General features: G+C 40.3%; 22 protein-coding genes and 2 tRNA genes. 6 read left to right on the forward strand and 18 right to left on the reverse strand.

Translation table 11 applies throughout. From position 1 onward, the window contains the following. The first annotated feature begins 88 nt into the window (after positions 1-88). The 3 genes from HYU97_02985 (at position 89) to HYU97_02995 (ending at position 3,127) form a co-directional block, all read left to right on the forward strand. Entirely contained in the window at positions 89-388 is a 300-nt protein-coding gene (locus HYU97_02985; protein ID MBI2335712.1) for a hypothetical protein, read from the forward strand. Between the two features lie 410 nt (positions 389-798). Further along, positions 799-1,203: a hypothetical protein gene (locus HYU97_02990; protein ID MBI2335713.1), complete on the forward strand. Its 405-nt coding sequence runs from the start codon at positions 799-801 to the stop codon at positions 1,201-1,203. 391 nt (positions 1,204-1,594) lie between these two features. Continuing rightward, positions 1,595-3,127 carry a hypothetical protein gene (locus tag HYU97_02995; protein ID MBI2335714.1) on the forward strand — a complete coding sequence of 511 codons (1,533 nt, stop codon included), beginning with the start codon at positions 1,595-1,597 and terminating at the stop codon, positions 3,125-3,127. Positions 3,128-3,201: 74 nt separating this feature from the next. Here the strand turns inward: HYU97_02995 and HYU97_03000 are convergent, their stop codons facing one another. Further along, on the reverse strand, positions 3,202-3,801 hold the full coding sequence (locus tag HYU97_03000; GenBank protein MBI2335715.1) for a recombinase family protein: 600 nt from the start codon (positions 3,799-3,801) through the stop codon (positions 3,202-3,204). Positions 3,802-3,882: 81 nt separating this feature from the next. On the opposite strand from HYU97_03000, the gene HYU97_03005 reads away from it, so the two are divergent. The 3 genes from HYU97_03005 to HYU97_03015 all read left to right on the forward strand — a co-directional run bounded on the left by HYU97_03005 (position 3,883) and on the right by HYU97_03015 (position 4,999). Next, complete coding sequence (locus HYU97_03005) at positions 3,883-4,092, forward strand: hypothetical protein (GenBank protein MBI2335716.1); 210 nt, start codon at positions 3,883-3,885, stop codon at positions 4,090-4,092. A 43-nt stretch (positions 4,093-4,135) separates the two neighbouring features. Further along, positions 4,136-4,705 (forward strand): hypothetical protein, encoded by a 570-nt coding sequence (locus HYU97_03010; GenBank protein MBI2335717.1) that lies wholly within the window; start codon positions 4,136-4,138, stop codon positions 4,703-4,705. Positions 4,706-4,795: 90 nt separating this feature from the next. Then, complete coding sequence (locus tag HYU97_03015) at positions 4,796-4,999, forward strand: helix-turn-helix transcriptional regulator (GenBank protein MBI2335718.1); 204 nt, start codon at positions 4,796-4,798, stop codon at positions 4,997-4,999. A 166-nt stretch (positions 5,000-5,165) separates the two neighbouring features. Here the strand turns inward: HYU97_03015 and HYU97_03020 are convergent, their stop codons facing one another. From HYU97_03020 to HYU97_03100, 17 genes are all read right to left on the reverse strand, one after another. Then, positions 5,166-5,342: a hypothetical protein gene (locus HYU97_03020; protein ID MBI2335719.1), complete on the reverse strand. Its 177-nt coding sequence runs from the start codon at positions 5,340-5,342 to the stop codon at positions 5,166-5,168. A 1-nt stretch (position 5,343) separates the two neighbouring features. Beyond that, positions 5,344-5,417, reverse strand: a tRNA-Pro gene (locus HYU97_03025). A gap of 87 nt (positions 5,418-5,504) precedes the next feature. After that, on the reverse strand, positions 5,505-5,897 hold the full coding sequence (locus tag HYU97_03030; protein MBI2335720.1) for a type II toxin-antitoxin system death-on-curing family toxin: 393 nt from the start codon (positions 5,895-5,897) through the stop codon (positions 5,505-5,507). A 7-nt stretch (positions 5,898-5,904) separates the two neighbouring features. Then, positions 5,905-6,132, reverse strand: coding sequence for an AbrB/MazE/SpoVT family DNA-binding domain-containing protein (locus HYU97_03035; GenBank protein ID MBI2335721.1), 228 nt, complete (start codon positions 6,130-6,132; stop codon positions 5,905-5,907). Between the two features lie 54 nt (positions 6,133-6,186). After that, positions 6,187-6,822: an RdgB/HAM1 family non-canonical purine NTP pyrophosphatase gene (gene rdgB / locus HYU97_03040; protein MBI2335722.1), complete on the reverse strand. Its 636-nt coding sequence runs from the start codon at positions 6,820-6,822 to the stop codon at positions 6,187-6,189. After that, positions 6,810-7,685, reverse strand: a complete 876-nt coding sequence (locus HYU97_03045; GenBank protein MBI2335723.1) for a glycosyltransferase family 2 protein — start codon at positions 7,683-7,685, stop codon at positions 6,810-6,812. Before HYU97_03045 ends, rdgB begins: the two co-directional genes overlap by 13 nt. A 42-nt stretch (positions 7,686-7,727) precedes the next feature. Next, complete coding sequence (dnaB, locus tag HYU97_03050) at positions 7,728-9,113, reverse strand: replicative DNA helicase (GenBank protein ID MBI2335724.1); 1,386 nt, start codon at positions 9,111-9,113, stop codon at positions 7,728-7,730. A 3-nt stretch (positions 9,114-9,116) separates the two neighbouring features. Then, positions 9,117-9,563, reverse strand: coding sequence for a 50S ribosomal protein L9 (locus HYU97_03055; GenBank protein MBI2335725.1), 447 nt, complete (start codon positions 9,561-9,563; stop codon positions 9,117-9,119). Positions 9,564-9,566: 3 nt separating this feature from the next. Beyond that, positions 9,567-10,634: a DUF2232 domain-containing protein gene (locus tag HYU97_03060; protein MBI2335726.1), complete on the reverse strand. Its 1,068-nt coding sequence runs from the start codon at positions 10,632-10,634 to the stop codon at positions 9,567-9,569. A gap of 9 nt (positions 10,635-10,643) precedes the next feature. Continuing rightward, on the reverse strand, positions 10,644-10,886 hold the full coding sequence (locus tag HYU97_03065) for a 30S ribosomal protein S18 (protein ID MBI2335727.1): 243 nt from the start codon (positions 10,884-10,886) through the stop codon (positions 10,644-10,646). Positions 10,887-10,899: 13 nt separating this feature from the next. After that, a complete protein-coding gene (gene rpsF / locus HYU97_03070) occupies positions 10,900-11,289 on the reverse strand; it encodes a 30S ribosomal protein S6 (protein MBI2335728.1) in 390 nt (129 codons plus the stop codon). A 157-nt stretch (positions 11,290-11,446) separates the two neighbouring features. Continuing rightward, positions 11,447-12,043, reverse strand: a complete 597-nt coding sequence (locus HYU97_03075) for an aminoacyl-tRNA hydrolase (GenBank protein ID MBI2335729.1) — start codon at positions 12,041-12,043, stop codon at positions 11,447-11,449. 69 nt (positions 12,044-12,112) lie between these two features. After that, positions 12,113-12,820: a 50S ribosomal protein L25/general stress protein Ctc gene (locus HYU97_03080; GenBank protein MBI2335730.1), complete on the reverse strand. Its 708-nt coding sequence runs from the start codon at positions 12,818-12,820 to the stop codon at positions 12,113-12,115. A gap of 21 nt (positions 12,821-12,841) precedes the next feature. Next, complete coding sequence (locus tag HYU97_03085; GenBank protein MBI2335731.1) at positions 12,842-13,789, reverse strand: ribose-phosphate pyrophosphokinase; 948 nt, start codon at positions 13,787-13,789, stop codon at positions 12,842-12,844. 183 nt (positions 13,790-13,972) lie between these two features. After that, positions 13,973-14,044: transfer RNA gene (locus HYU97_03090), tRNA-Gln, on the reverse strand. Positions 14,045-14,117: 73 nt separating this feature from the next. Continuing rightward, the gene (spoVG, locus tag HYU97_03095) at positions 14,118-14,435 is read right to left on the reverse strand and encodes a septation regulator SpoVG (protein ID MBI2335732.1); all 318 of its coding nucleotides are present in this window, start codon (positions 14,433-14,435) and stop codon (positions 14,118-14,120) included. Between the two features lie 30 nt (positions 14,436-14,465). Next, positions 14,466-15,329, reverse strand: a complete 864-nt coding sequence (locus HYU97_03100; protein MBI2335733.1) for a 4-(cytidine 5'-diphospho)-2-C-methyl-D-erythritol kinase — start codon at positions 15,327-15,329, stop codon at positions 14,466-14,468. Positions 15,330-15,361 lie beyond the last annotated feature (32 nt).

Here is a 15,361-nt window from a genome sequence, read left to right on the forward strand (position 1 = left end):
CCATATTTTAGCATGGCTTTTTTAAAATTATGGGGATATGGCACCTATCTGTTCTTATGCAAGGCTCGATGCTGGGGGAGTGTAAAGAATGCGTCGCTCAATTGTAGTAATAATAGTCTTTCTATTTATTCCACTTCTTATTTCTTCCCAAGCCTACACACATCCTGGTCGTACAGCAGCAGATGGATGCCATTACTGTCGAACGCGTTGCGATTATTGGGGGGTCCCTTGGTATGAGAGGCATTGTCATAACTCAAAAACTGGTAAATATTTTAAATTTAGAAACATTTCCTATGAGATAACTAATGCCCAAAAATCCAATTCTAAAAATATTTCTCAAGAATTAAATATTAGTATCGCAACTTATGGCATTAGTGAAATTAACTGAATTTAACTGAAAGATTAAAATTTAAAAAATTCATGAATAGTAACACAAAGATATTACTGGGTTATTTGGCTATATGTTTCATTGTCAGCTTCTTAATCGTAACACGCAAAAAAGCAACTACGGAGGCATGCTCAGAAAAAACAGTTATTCTCGTATATTTGTTAACAGTTTTTTACTTATCAACAGCAGGGGTTATGCTGTTTTTTTGTGTCATTGGTTTGTTCGAAAACATTAGTTCTGTCTACGAATTCTTGGCCAAATATTCAAAGCCTATAATAGTGAATAAATTAAAAATAGAAGATTTAGCTGCAGGAGGTTTTGGATTAATCATCGTACTAATAATGGTTTCAATATTACATGTGCTCAATAGACCAAAGAACTAGAAAATTAAACTTTAGTGATCTGATTGTATGAAAAAAATTTTATTATTTATTCTGTTAGTAATAATATTGAACATGGTTGTTATGAGTATCCAATGGCTCAAAGATATTTTTCCTATATTACCAATTGGGGGGATTCTATTGACATACAGTTTAATTGGTTTTGTAGTTTCCTTTTATCTCATTTGGAAAGGTCCCTTAAAAAGCAGATTTGAAAAGGTAATTGTTTGGTTTCTTAGAATAGGAACTATTGCTTTATCAATTATAATTACACTCCAGATTGGATTGCTGCTTTATGATCAAGCACCATTTACCTCAGAAGGTTGGGATCTGGTTCGATATAACTTTTTTCACGAGTTGGGATGGCAATCAGCAAATTGGTATTTCTCATTATATGCTACCGAATCTGCATTTGAACATTTTAATTCAACTTGAGGAAATATGAAAACCCTACTTTTACTCTTTGTGATATTTATCCCAAATCTTGGTGTTGCTCAAACCATTCAGTATATAAATCCTTATTTCAGAACCAATGGGACTTACGTTCCTGGCCATTACAAGACCACTCGAGATAATAATATTTACAATAATTGGTCTACAAGGGGAAACTCCAACCCTTTTACTGGTCGGCGAGGTTACATTAACCCCTCTAATTCGTATAATTCAGGAAGTTTTCTTAGGCCATTAAATCCAAGTAACTATTTAAAACCATTAAGCCCACTGAACAACTATCAAGATTTAGAAGAATTGGAATGATTCAAGATAAAAATTATGAGGAGAATAATTAGGTTATTAATCCTTATCGTAATGAAAAAAATTAAAATTTATGCAGAAAACTAAAATACTAACTCCATTTCTAATTGCTATCCTTGTAGGTTGCGGATCACCAACTACGCAAAATAACAATTCAACAGAAAATAATGAGCCCACTGGAAAAAACGAAACTCAAACTAATGATGATTCTTCTCAAACCGAAAACAACTCGGATAAAATAGCAGATTCTAATCCTACTAACAAAAGCAATCCTAATACTAATTGTAGTAATGATGCTATTATTCAAATTACAGAGTATTCACAAGATGTCGTATCAGTCACAGAAACAGGTGTTGCAAACTTTGCTTTAACAGCATGTTCGCCATTCAATCTTAATATTAAATATAAATGGACTTTGCAGGGATCAGATGAAGCTCTAAGCATTAATAAATCCCTTTCATATCAAACTTCCTCCAGTCAAGGAGGACAAGTTCTCAATATTGTTGGGACAGCATATGTCGACGCAAACAATACTACGTCTCAAATATTTAAATTAAAGGTAATTAATATTGATTTCTTCAATTTAGTTGGAACTTATAATTTCAATGCACCTATAGAAAATAAAATCCCCCAATATGTTGGGCTAGCTAAGTATCAAAATAAGCTATTCATTGGAATTGGCAATGGGGCAATTTCAGGATCCCCCGGATATTTGGAAGTAGTTGACCTTACAAATCCACAAACACCAATTTTTAATGGATTATTTGAAACGGCCAATAATCCCATTCCACTGATTAAAGATAATATTCTCTTTGTTCAAGGTTGTTTAAAAGGACCACTTACAAATGAAATGACAGCTAATGGAGAATTATTATCCATCTATGATTTATCAACAAACCCCATTTTTCCTAATGTTGTATCAATGTCCTCCCTTCAAAAGGGAGTGGGCGGTTGTTACTCAAATGGTCATTTGGCTTTAAATGAATCCATGAATATTATTTATGTTAATTACAGTACCTTTATTGACATCTACAATATTGACAGCTTGGAAAGTCCAATTTTAGAATCGGCCTTCAGAATTGGAGACCCAAGTGGAAGCGCTAGTGGAACATCTTTAAAATATTTTAACAATCATATTTTTTTAATCGGGGAACAGCAAATAGTGAATCCTCCCCATAAAGAAACACACCTTCATATTCGGAATGTAACTAACCCAGCCAATCCCATAGAACTACCTTCTTATTTTCTTGAGGATAGTTGGAGTAATGGAATGTTGTTCCAAGATAAATTAAAAGCTAATATCCTTTATGCATTCACGCAGAATCTCAATGTGCTTGACGTATCTGACCCAACTCAAATCAAAAGTGCGGGGAAAATAGGACTTCCTAGTGTTCCTTTAACAGCAATTACGACAAAAAATTTGGCCATTACAGGTGGTTATAATGGACAAGTTCAAGTTTATGATCTTTCGAATTTAAGTGTCAGTTCCAATATTGGAGATTTAGATACTGGTAATGGGAAAATTGGAGCTTTATTGGCTGATGATAGTTTTTTATACGTACTTACCTCTGAACATTTATTAATTTATGACATCTCGGATTTATAGATTACAAATTAAAATCTTGTTACAAAACAAATGATTTGTAACAGCCCAAATAACTCCTTTGCAAATCAGTAAATTCAACAAGATATGGAGACATATTTTTGAGGGTTTTGTAACACTCTGGAAATAGTAGCGTTACTTACCCCAATTTCTTTTGCAATGGATCTAGTAGAAAGCCCTTGTTCTTTTAGGATTTTAATCTGCTCAGTCTTATATTGAATCGTAGGCCGTCCTAAACGCTTGCCTTGAGCTCGAGAGCGGTCAAGCCCAGCCTTAACTCTTTCTCTAATTAAATCTCTTTCAAAAGCAGCAATAGAACCTACAATATTAAAGAGTAACTTTCCCGAAGGAGTAGTTGTATCCATTCCCTCAGAATAGGAAATGAATTGAATTCCTAATGCGTGAAACTCTTCTATTAGACTCACCAAGTGCTTAAGTGAACGCCCTAAACGATCGAGTTTCCATACCAATACTGTATCAAATTTACGCTTTCTAGCATCAATAAGGAGTTGACTCAAGTTGGCTCGCTTCTCCTTAATGCCCGAAGCAAAATCGACGTATTCCTTAAAGACTACAAATCCCCTACTCTTTACATATTCTCTAAGTGGTATTAGTTGCGTTTCAGGATTTTGTCCATTGTGGGAAGTGGAAACTCGAGCATATATGGCTAATTTCATATTAAATTGATATCATTTTAATTGTTAGTGGTCAATATTTATTTTGACATCATATTAATTATTCTGGTATTTAATTGGATTATGAAAGATAAATCTAAACGAGGGCCAGGTCGGCCATGGGATAAACTGCCAAGGGTGAAGCCTAGAATTGCACGCAGCGTACGTTTCCCTCCGGAAGACTACAAACTACTTACTAAAGCCGCAGAAGTCCGTTCAGAAACTGTTGAAGGATTTATAAAAAGAGCCGTTATTGAAAGAACAAAAAAGATCCTTACTAAGTTTTCATTTTAAGAAACTAATGAAAAATATTTATTTTGGAAAGATTGATTCGTTGATGAAGAAAACTAAGAGAAAAGGTCAATATCAAGCACTTAAAAAAGAAATGTTAAAATACAAAAACTGCCATATCGAATTAAAAATCTACGCCCTACTTAGTATTCACAGTAAAGGGAAGGGAGCCCCTCGACCAATTCCTTTTGTAATATTACATACGGAAAAAATAAAAAATTATTTATCCATATTGGACGATTTGAAAGAAAATATATTCTGTGGAGATGATTCTTTAATCAAAAATCATATTCTGCCTATAAAGCAGGCCTTAACTGAGCATCTAGATTACAATAAAGAGCATTATGAGGATATTAAGGGTAAATGGAATTTTAAGAGAAAGCGTTGGAAAAGGGGCAATAATTCCCAACTGGTAAGACTAGGAAATCAGCGGCCTATAATTTATTCCCTGGTCGAATATTGGAGAAAACAAAGCTACAATGTCAAAAGTTCAATAGCAGAAGTAGCGAGTCTGCTTTCTTCAAACTATGGATTCAGTTTATCTTCTAAAGTTATTGAAAATAATTGGCGGCAACATAAAGCCCTTCAAAAATCTATTGACGGAAATCATTCTTAAAAAACCTAAAACAACGACATGACTTGTCGTCTTAAAGGATTAGCTTCTAACCTCCTTTGTTGCCATCATTGGTGGAAAAAGGAGCAAGTTATGTTAATCGAAAAAGTTTACTTATTAGCTTTGGCTAGATTAGGACTTTCGAGCATCGCGGTGGCACACGAACTCGGAGTTCACCATTCAACATTGAGTCGATGGGTTAGAAATTGGTATCCGGTCCCGATTGCATTTCGAGGTAGGCTTGCTGAGATTTTGGAACTTAACACTCAAGAACTTTTTGAGGGGGTCCCTTCATGAACCCAGCACTTCGGACAGAATTGTATGACGGAGGAAAGGTAACTCATTGTAACAATTGAGTTTAATGTTCCTCCGTCATGCGATTTACAAATAGCAACTAAAAACGGTAAGAGGCCAAATTAAAATTTTAACTGGGGTGCTTCGTGGAAAAACAAGATAACTCAATTCATATTTCCCAAGGTTTTTTGTGAAGTCCTCTTTTATTTAAGATGGGTACCGCCATAGCCTGAAGCTTTAGAAGAATCTTTATTTTTTCTTCAATCGGTAATTGCGCTAAATCTTTTCGGCGTCTTCTTTTTGCTTCAAATAGCTTGTTTAAAATAACTTTAATCGCTTTTTCCATGTCGGGGAGACAGGATTTGAACCTGCGACCTCCAGCTCCCAAAGCTGGCACTCTACCGGTCTGAGTTACTCCCCGTGATCAAAGATTGTACTCTCTATCAGTCTCTAACGAAAGAACTCAATGAAATATTTTTTGGTGAAACTTGCAATGATATTGGCTCGTTCACTTAATTTTTTTGGAATTTTTCTTAAGCCAATGGGCCAATTGATCTCGTAATATTTTGTGATTAGCCAATTTCATGATGGTTTCATAAAGTTGTTTTTCAGTACAAGTTAACCGATAACCGTTTACCATCATGAAGGTACCCATTGCCGCTGTTGCAACCCGTTTGTTGCCATCTAAAAACGGCTGATTTTCTGACAAACTAAACCCATAAGTAGCAGCTTTAGAAAAAATATCGGGATGCAAATCTTCTCCAAATGCTGATTGCCGGGGTTGAGCCAAAGCTGATTCTAATAGCCCTTCATCCCTCAAGCCCAAAGTACCTCCATACTTTTGAATAAGCACCTGATGCATGGCCAACACTTGGTTCTTTTTAAGATAGATCCATTCCATAGGAACATTATTGGGCTAATTTTTTCAAGGTTTCGTCATATTGATCAACAAATTTTGTGAAGGCCTGCATGACCAAATTATTCTCTTTGCGAGAAGGGTGGATTAATAGGCCTTCTTTTTCCACAGTCATCTCAAGCTCATCTTCAGGTTTGATGCCCAATAAATCTAAAATATCTGCAGGCAAAATAACCCCATAGCTATTACCAATTTTAGTGAGTTTTTTAACCAAAGGCATTTGTATCACCTCCTTTTACCATTATACCAATGTTATAACAGTCATTACTGCAGGTCAAGACAAGTTCTTCAATATTCCAGCTAAGTTCAGCAAAGCTTGGGCGCGGTGGGAGATTTTGTTTTTTTCAAGCGGGGTTAGTTGAGCTAGGGTCTTTTTGAGAGAAGGGATATAAAAAATGGGGTCGTAACCAAAGCCGTGGGTGCCAGCGGGTTGTTCGGCAATATAGCCAGGCAAAATTCCTTCAGCCACATATTCTTCGCCCTTAGGCCCGAGTAACACCATCACAGTTTTAAAGAGGGCTTTGCGTTTTGGGAAAGGGATGCCTTTTAACTCAGTTAACATTTTTTTGATATTATCGGCTGGCAAGCAATCGGGGCCGGCATAACGGGCGGCGTGCAACCCCGGAGCGCCTTGCAGGGCCTCGACTTCTAAACCTGTGTCATCGGCTAAGGCCCATTGGTTTAATTTTTGCACGATGGGGAGGGCTTTTTTACGGGCGTTTTCGAGGTAGGTATGGCCGTCTTCTTCGCCTGGTTTGATGCCGGGGAAGTCTTTTAAAGATAAGATTTGAATAGGTAAGATGGAAGATTGCTTCGGCAGGCTTGCCTCGCAATGACATTGTAGGCCAGATAGAACATTGCTTATTTCTCTCAATTTCCCTTCGTTACCTGTCGCAACTACGATTTGCATAAGGACTTTCTAAAATGAAGATTCTTCACCCTGCTGGGTTCAGAATGACATTTAATTATCTTTTCTTCGTAAGGGTTCTCTACCAAGGGGTGCCTCTTCTTAAACCCTTGGCTTAAAATTTTTAATTTGTGAATTAATTCTTCTAATAACCAGGTTTTTTGTTCTGGGGTAAGTTTTTCTTGTTGTAAAATTTTTTCTAACGATTGCACTCGAAACCGATCCATGCCCCAATGACGTTTTGATAATTGATCGGCGTGCCCGCCGTATTTTACAATTTGAGGCTCTGATAAAGTCATCATCGGGCTACGCAAGGCCATGCGAAGCCACAGATCATAATCTTCGCAAACTGGCAAATTTCCGTCAAAACCGCCTACTTCTAAAAATAACTTTTTCGAAAAAACTGTGGCCGATGGGCTGACGATGCACAGGGGCAGGCATTCTTTAAAAATCCAGCCTGAATGTTTTTGATGTTTTTTGTGTGGATTAATGCGTTGGCCATTTTTGAGCCAAATTTCTTCGCATTGGCAAACTTGATAATCAGAATTCTTTTGTAAAAATTCTAGCTGAACTTTAATTTTATTAGACAACCATTCATCATCCGAATCAAGCAAGGCTATCCATTCGCCGTTGGCCCTTTGAACACCTAAATTGCGGGCTGCAGCGGGGCCAGCGTTGGATTGGTGGATATATTGGATATGAGGTTCATTTAGATTTTGTACCCACTCAGCGGTTTTATCGGTTGAACCGTCGTCGATGATGATGATTTCATCTACTGGGTGGGATTGGGCTAAGATGGAAGCAATGGCCCTTTGCAAAAGGGATAAGCGATTATAGGTGGGGATGATAACGGAAAAGGCAGTCATAAATGGAAGATTCTTCGCCCTGCTGGGCTCAGAATGACATGGTTAATTATTAAAACTTGGGATGTTATCGCCTAAATGTTCTTCTAGGTTTTCAAAGCGGGTAAATTCTTTAAAGAATTTTAGGCGTACCACACCGGTGGGGCCATTGCGGTGTTTACCGACAATAACCTCGGCAATCCCAGCATCGGGGGAATTGGGGTTATAAACTTCGTCTCGGTAAATAAAGGTAATGAGGTCGGCGTCTTGCTCAATAGCACCCGACTCACGCAGATCAGATAACATGGGGCGTTTATCTTGGCGGCCCTCTAAACTACGATTAAGCTGAGAAAGGGCAATGACCGGAATATTGAGTTCTTTGGCGAGCGATTTCATGGACCGCGATATTTCGCTAATTTCTCGCTCGCGATTGCTGTCATATCTTGATGCCGATCGCATGAGTTGCAAATAGTCAACGACTACCAAACCTAAGTCATGTTCACGAACCAGCCGCCGGGCCTTAGCCCTCATCTCTAAAGGGGTAATTTCGGCGGTATCGTCAATAAATAAGGGTGCCTCCGAGAGCTGGCTTGCGGCCCGGGTTAATTTGGGCCAATCACTTTCGCGCAAAAATCCTCCGCGCAATTTTGAAGAATCGATCCCAGCCTCGGCACATAACAAACGATTCACTAAAGATTCTTTAGACATTTCCAAAGAAAAAATGGCCACGGCTTTTTTGGTGGCCATGGCGGTATTTAAGGCCAAGTTTAAAGCAAAGGCAGTTTTTCCCATTGAAGGACGGCCCGCCACAATAATCAAATCAGCCTTTTGTAAACCACAGGTGATTTTGTCGAGGTCGTTAAAACCCGTGGTTACCCCAGTAAGTTTTTCTTTATTTTCATAAAGTTCTTCAATGTTCTTAAACGCATCTTTAACAATTTCGCGCACCGAGTAAAAAGGCCGCTTGAATCGATTGGCGGTAATTTCAAAAATGGCCTTTTCGGCATCGTCTAACATGGCCTCGACGTTGCCCGCACCATCGTAGCCTTGGCTGACAATATCGGTAGCTGCGTTGATGAGAGTACGCATGATGGATTTTTCACGCACGATCTTGGCGTAATGAATAATATTGGCTGAACTAGGCACCGAGGCAGCCAGTAACCCTAAATAAGGAGAACCTCCGACTTTTTCTAGATCGCCTTGACTGGTTAGCTCGTTGGCGAGCGAAATCACATCAACCGGTTCACTCTTTTGATATAAACTGAGCAGCGCTTTATAGATTAAATTATGGCTTTTTTTATAGAAATCTTGGGGGCCTAAAAGATCGACGACCTTATGAATGGCCTCCCCATCGATCAAGATGCCACCCAGCACCGACATCTCTGCATCGAGAGACTGGGGCGGGACTTTATAAGGATCCTCTTCGCTGGGAACAGGACTGGGGATTGCCATAAGCTATTCCTGACGCACCACCCACAATTTAATGGGGGCCGAAATATCTTGAGCCAATTTGACTTCGATTTCAAAAGTTCCGATGGTCTTAATAGGATCTTTAATCAAAATATGTTTTTTGTCTAAGGAAAAACCTTTGACTGCCAAAGCTTCAGCAATTTCATGATTGGTAACCGAACCAAAGATTTTGTCTTCGGCACCTACCTTTTTTTGAATGGTAATTTCGGCGCCATTTATTTTTGCTGCTAACTCTTGATAATGCTGGCGACGCAATTCGTTTTGCCGTTCGACCATCTTGCGGCGTTGCTCAAAACTTTTAATATTGCCCCGATCGGCTAAGATGGCCTTTTTTTGGGGTAATAAATAATTGCGGCCAAAACCTGTTTTTACTTTAACGACTTCACCGGCTTTACCTAAATGATCAACATCTTCAATTAAGATTAACTCCATAACTTACTCCTTTGCTGATAAACTTAACTTTAACTTTCGAAAATCAAACCACGCATCAAAAAAACCCACGCCTATTAATAAATAAGCTGCTGGGCTTAAAAATAGGACGGCCACCCCCATTGCTAATACCTGCAACCAAAAAGACATCTTTATTTTGTTCAAATAAAAACTCAAAACCCCAAGGCCTTGTAAAAAATAAATGAAGCCAATGATCATTAATCCATTCAATATCAAACCATCAACGATCTCGACTTTGAATAAAAACTGGTTAAAAATCATGACTAGAAACAACCCAGCCACACTCCACACCAAAGGAAACGGCCATTGTATTTTTTTAAATTCTTGTAATTTTTGAAAAAACCCATATCTGGCCAACACCGTTCGCATCAGCCAAACTTGAAGCACAGAAAGTAATAAGGCAAAAATAATAAAAAAACTCGGCGCAGCTAATACTGTAAAACGAATGATCTCGGCTTGATGGGCTTGAAAAGCCGGTTGCTTGCGAATTAATTCATCCATCACACTCTGCACAAATGCATAAGCCTGTTGATATAAAAAACTCCACCCCAGATTAGCTAGCAGTAGCCCCAGAACAATCACGACTAAGATTAAAATACTCATCAAACATTGCCCAAAAAATTGAGAAGTGCTTAATGATTTCGCTTCTAAGTGAGCCAAAGTTAAACCCATCCACAAATAAAAAATGACCTGAATGGAGCCAAGCCAAACAAAAGGTTCACCGGGTAAAACTAAAAAGGGTAACTTGGCGTGAAAGGCCTCTACGCCCAACCAAGGCAGAAGCCCCCAATAAATCGCCAGCAAAATAACTCCAGCTACCCAAGCGACCCTATAAGCGGCCAGTCGAGAAACTGTTTTAAAAATATAAACGATGGGTAGAGGGGTGAGCCAAACAAAAAGGCCCGAAAGGTAAAACCCCACGATGGCTAATAACCCAAGGCTTGAATTTTTTACAGCAGGTGTTCTTAACATAATATTACAAGAGAGATTGCTTCGCCCTGCTGGCCTCGCAATGACAGAGGCACCACGAAAGGCTTGCAATAATATTGTCAACTGAGCAACTCAACTATGATTTGTCGTAAAGGGCAGCAAAGCCATGATGCGCGATCGTTTGACTTCGCTGGTTAAACGACGTTGATGATAGGCACAATTACCCGTAATACGAGAAGGGATGATTTTCCCCCGCTCGGTGATAAACATCGATAAATGCTGCGGAGCTTTATAGTTGAGGGTAAAATCTTTATCTTGGCAAAATCGACAAAGTTTCTTTTTTATTTTTGAACTTGCTGTATAGGCAGTAGCCATAAATTACCTCTTCTTAATAATGTTGGACGCGGGGTGGTCTTTCACGTTCTTCGGAATATTCGGGCGCTAACGGGGGCGGTAAAATTTCTTGTTTCGAACGAGTTTCAACATCAACGTTATCGCTCAGCTGAACGGTCATGAAACGTAAAACATTTTCATCGTACTTTAAATTACGTTCGATCCCAGCAACACTGCCACCGGGCGAAATATATTGAAAATAAAAATAATGCCCATTGCGTTGTTTTTTGATGCTGAAGGCTAGTTTGCGTTTGCCCCAATCAGTATGGATCAAAACATGGCCACCATCTTTTTTAACAATGCCTTCTAATTTTGATTTTAGATTATCGATCGCGGCTTGGGTTAAAGCGGGCGCTAAAATATAAAGCGTTTCGTATTCTTTCACTTCAATAACTCCTTTTGGACTCTGTGGCCCCTAACTTATGATGGCTGGGAGCAAGGTTTAACTATCATGGATCCCGGGTCAAGCCCGGGATGACGACGATTACCATAGATCCTCAGGTCTTAGCCCGGAATGACGACGATTATCATGGATCCCGGATCTAAGGCTGGGATGACGACGGTGACGTATTATACATTTGCATTGAAGAATCAAGGCCCTTTTCAATAAAATGGAGCAAGGCTGCCAGTGAAGTTTGAAGGGTGGTTTGCAAGACTTTGACCTCGTGGGTATCAAAAGGTTTCAAAACATAATCGGCGGTGTCTTGGTTTCTGTGAGCCGGGCGGCCCACCCCTATCCGCAAACGATTAAATTCTTGAGAGTTTAAGGCCTCAACGATAGATTGCACTCCGTTATGGCCTGCCGCCGAACGATTAAACGCTAATTTGATCTTCCCCAAAGGTAAATCAACATCGTCATGAACCACGAGCAAATCTTTGGGTTCAAATTTGAGGAATTGCAACCATGCCGCCACCGCTTTTCCACTGAGATTCATAAAGGTTTGAGGTTTTATCAAATAAACCTTTTTACCATCATGAACCCATTGCACAAATTTAGCTTGGAATTTTTGCCGCCAAGAACCCAATTTATTTTCATGGGCAAGCTGATCGAGAACCAAAAAACCAGCGTTATGGCGGGTCTTTTCGTATTCAGTCCCGGGGTTACCCAGACCAACCACCAATAATGGTAATGCGGCCATAAATTAGCACATGCTTTTTGAGATTGCTTCGTCACTTCGTTCCTCGCAATGACAGCGAGGTTTAAATAGTTATTTTTTCTCTTCAGATTTTTTCTCGGCCTTTTTATCGCCCTTTTTCTCACCCTCAACAGCCGCTTCTTCTTTACCAGCCTTCTCGGTAAGTACTTCGGGTTCAGCCGGGGCACCTTCAACAGGAGCTGCAGCAACCACTTCTTCAGGAGCCGGCGCAACCACCGACACAACCGTGGTTTCAAGACGAGTCAGCACTTCAACTTCAGGTGGAATTTTTAAATCACTCACATGCAAAGATTGGCCAATGTTTAATGCTGAAACATCTAACTCAAAGGCTTCTGGGATTTGAGTGGGTAAGCAACGCACGTCAAGCCGACGGGTGAGTACTTCAACAACCCCACCTTCTTGCACACCCGCTGCCCTGCCGATTAATTTAATGGGGACCTCGACCTGAATCTTTTTAGTAAGATCGACTCTTAAAAAATCGATGTGTTGCAAATCACGCCGGATAACCGAGGCTTGATAATCTTTAATCAAAACAGGAATGGGGGCGTTTTCGCCAATTTTAAGATCGAGCAGCTCAGTAGAACCGGCTCCTTTTGACAATAATTTCAAAATGGGTTTGGGTTCCACGGCTAAGGGCATGGCTTCTTGCTGCATGCCATAAAGCACAGCAGGCACTAAACCTTTAAACCGGGTTTTTCGAGCCGCGCCCTTACCAACACCTTCACGAATGGTTGCTTCAATGGTTTGTCTTGTGGTCATATGTTTAACCTCTATTACTTCTTATACAAATAATGATGAAACCGAATCCCGTTCATAGATGCGGCGAATTGCCTCCCCCAACAAAGGGGCTACCGACAATTGTTTTAGCTTTTTACATTTTGTAAACTTGTCATTCAGATCAATGGTATTGGTCACGATGAGTTCTTCTAAAGAAGATTGATTGATTCTTTCTAAAGCAGGCCCCGATAAAACCCCATGGGTGGCTAAACCATAAACTTTTTTAGCCCCATTTTTCTTAATGGCTTGAGCACCTTGGGTTAGGGTGCCAGCGGTATCGACCATGTCATCAACAATAATCGCTGTTTTGCCGTCGACCTCACCGATAATGTGACTCACCTCTGATTGGTTGGGGGCTGGCCGACGTTTGTCGATCAAAGCGAGGCTGCAATCGAGCCGTTTGGCAAAGGCCCTGGCGCGCTCGGTACCACCCGCATCGGGGCTGACCATGACTAAATCGTCCCCTAAATTATTCTTAATATAATCGAGCAAAACCGGAGTGCCATAAAGATGATCAAAGGGAATATCAAAAAACCCTTGAATTTGGCCGGCATGCAGATCCATCGATAAAACCCGATGCGCACCCGCCGCCGTTAATAGATCAGCCACTAATTTTGAAGTAATGGGCGTACGAGGCTGAACCTTGCGATCTTGGCGGGCATAGCCATAATAGGGAATCACTGCTGTGATGCTCTCAGCCGACGCCCGCTTAAAGGCATCGATCATAATTAAAAGTTCCATTAAATGTTCATTGGCCGGATGAGACGTAGACTGCACCACAAAAACATCGGCACCCCGAACATTTTCTTGCACTTCAACCCATACTTCGCCATCAGAAAAGCGTTTAACCTCGGCCTTCCCTTCTGGCATTCCTAGACAATTGCAAATCTCCCGACAAAGGGCGGGATTAGAATTACCATGGAAAATCTTGATTTTATGCTGGTCTAACATGGGTTGCCCGATTAGCACTACGGCATAACAAAAACAACCCTAATTTCTAATTTGGCTATACAAGGCTGACCTTTTAACTCGGCTTGTATACCTCTATTTTCCATTTTCTCATGCCATTTTCTAAATTTGTGGCACTAGAAAATAGCATGGGAAAATAGAGGAAAAATTTGCTGCCACAAATTTTTGGGGCGCCAGGATTCGAACCTGGGAATGCTGGAATCAAAATCCAGTGACTTACCGCTTGTCGACGCCCCAATAAATATAAGGGAGAATTGTTCAAAGCAAGATTGCCACGCTCGCCTTAAGGCTCGCTCGCAATGACAGTTTCCTAATAACCCTCGGGTTCTTCACCCACTTGGGCCTTTTTGCCCTCTCCGCCTTGGCCTTTATTTGATTGAATGGCATTATCATAGGCATCGAGGACTGTCTTTTCTAAAGTGGCCCTAAAGTCATTATTTAAGGGGTGGGCAATATCTTTAAAAGTGCCATCTTTCCGCTTTTTGGAGGGCATGGCCACAAACAAACCCGCATTACCACTAATAACCTTAAGATCCCGAACTACAAAACAATCGTCGAAAGTAATCGTAGCATAGGCCTTCAAACGATCTTCATCGACAGGGAAGACTCTAACCTCGGTGATTTGCATATTGACTCCATCGGTTGTATTCTATTTAGTTCAAGCAGCTAAATTCTCTGCTTTAAAAATCTTCCACTCCTCACCATGCACCGAGATGAGCTTGTCGTAAGCTGCTTCTCGTTTGACCTTATCTGCATAAATAGCAAAGACCGTAGGCCCACTCCCGGTCATTTGGCTCCCCATGGCGCCTAGTTTCATCAGGGCGATTTTGATTTCATTAACCACAGGGTAACGCCGGGTGGTCACCTTTTCTAAATCGTTATGCATGAGTTTTACCACATCCCGCTTGGTTTTAAAGATACTGGGGATTTTAACAGAACCAGGTCTGACGGCCTCGGTTGATTCAATAATAAAATTTTTATAAACCCATTCGGTTGAAACCGGCAGATTGGGATTAACCAAAATCATAAATAATTTCGGCATGGAACGAATGCGCTTTAATTCGTGGCCAATGCCTTCAGCCACAGCCGGCCCATCGAGTAAGAAAAACGGCACATCGGCACCTAATTTAGTGCCTATTTTCATGAGTTTTTCACGAGAAAGCTTAAGCTTAAGTAAGGTATTAACCCCTTTTAAAATAGCTGCCGCATTAGAAGAACCGCCCCCTAATCCACTGGAAATTGGAATATTTTTAGTAATGTGGATCTGCACCCCAATATTTCGGCTGGAATAAGCCAAAATTTCTTTGGCGGCCTGATAAACAATATTGCGTTCGTCTAAAGGGAGATCGGGGTTGTTGCAGGTAAGTTCAATCCCCTTTTCTAATAGAGAAATCTCTAATTCGTCGGCGAAGGAGACCCGCTCCATGATGCTGCGCAAGTCGTGGAAGCCATCTTTCCTCTTATTAAGAATATCAAGCCGAAGATTAACCTTACCAGGGGACAAAACTTTTATTTTCTGCATGGCCACCCCTTATATAGTTTTCGAAAATGGCT

Source organism: Deltaproteobacteria bacterium (genome assembly GCA_016183235.1).
Classification (GTDB): domain Bacteria; phylum UBA10199; class UBA10199; order DSSB01; family JACPFA01; genus JACPFA01.

Coding starts and splice junctions, on each gene's coding strand:
- HYU97_02985 (MBI2335712.1), top strand. CDS start 89: ATGCGTCGCTCAATTGTAGTAATAATAGTCTTTCTATTTATTCCACTT.
- HYU97_02990 (MBI2335713.1), top strand. CDS start 799: ATGAAAAAAATTTTATTATTTATTCTGTTAGTAATAATATTGAACATG.
- HYU97_02995 (MBI2335714.1), top strand. CDS start 1,595: ATGCAGAAAACTAAAATACTAACTCCATTTCTAATTGCTATCCTTGTA.
- HYU97_03000 (MBI2335715.1), bottom strand. CDS start 3,801: ATGAAATTAGCCATATATGCTCGAGTTTCCACTTCCCACAATGGACAA.
- HYU97_03005 (MBI2335716.1), top strand. CDS start 3,883: ATGAAAGATAAATCTAAACGAGGGCCAGGTCGGCCATGGGATAAACTG.
- HYU97_03010 (MBI2335717.1), top strand. CDS start 4,136: ATGAAGAAAACTAAGAGAAAAGGTCAATATCAAGCACTTAAAAAAGAA.
- HYU97_03015 (MBI2335718.1), top strand. CDS start 4,796: ATGTTAATCGAAAAAGTTTACTTATTAGCTTTGGCTAGATTAGGACTT.
- HYU97_03020 (MBI2335719.1), bottom strand. CDS start 5,342: ATGGAAAAAGCGATTAAAGTTATTTTAAACAAGCTATTTGAAGCAAAA.
- HYU97_03030 (MBI2335720.1), bottom strand. CDS start 5,897: ATGGAATGGATCTATCTTAAAAAGAACCAAGTGTTGGCCATGCATCAG.
- HYU97_03035 (MBI2335721.1), bottom strand. CDS start 6,132: ATGCCTTTGGTTAAAAAACTCACTAAAATTGGTAATAGCTATGGGGTT.
- rdgB (MBI2335722.1), bottom strand. CDS start 6,822: ATGCAAATCGTAGTTGCGACAGGTAACGAAGGGAAATTGAGAGAAATA.
- HYU97_03045 (MBI2335723.1), bottom strand. CDS start 7,685: ATGACTGCCTTTTCCGTTATCATCCCCACCTATAATCGCTTATCCCTT.
- dnaB (MBI2335724.1), bottom strand. CDS start 9,113: ATGGCAATCCCCAGTCCTGTTCCCAGCGAAGAGGATCCTTATAAAGTC.
- HYU97_03055 (MBI2335725.1), bottom strand. CDS start 9,563: ATGGAGTTAATCTTAATTGAAGATGTTGATCATTTAGGTAAAGCCGGT.
- HYU97_03065 (MBI2335727.1), bottom strand. CDS start 10,886: ATGGCTACTGCCTATACAGCAAGTTCAAAAATAAAAAAGAAACTTTGT.
- HYU97_03075 (MBI2335729.1), bottom strand. CDS start 12,043: ATGGCCGCATTACCATTATTGGTGGTTGGTCTGGGTAACCCCGGGACT.
- HYU97_03080 (MBI2335730.1), bottom strand. CDS start 12,820: ATGACCACAAGACAAACCATTGAAGCAACCATTCGTGAAGGTGTTGGT.
- HYU97_03085 (MBI2335731.1), bottom strand. CDS start 13,789: ATGTTAGACCAGCATAAAATCAAGATTTTCCATGGTAATTCTAATCCC.
- spoVG (MBI2335732.1), bottom strand. CDS start 14,435: ATGCAAATCACCGAGGTTAGAGTCTTCCCTGTCGATGAAGATCGTTTG.
- HYU97_03100 (MBI2335733.1), bottom strand. CDS start 15,329: ATGCAGAAAATAAAAGTTTTGTCCCCTGGTAAGGTTAATCTTCGGCTT.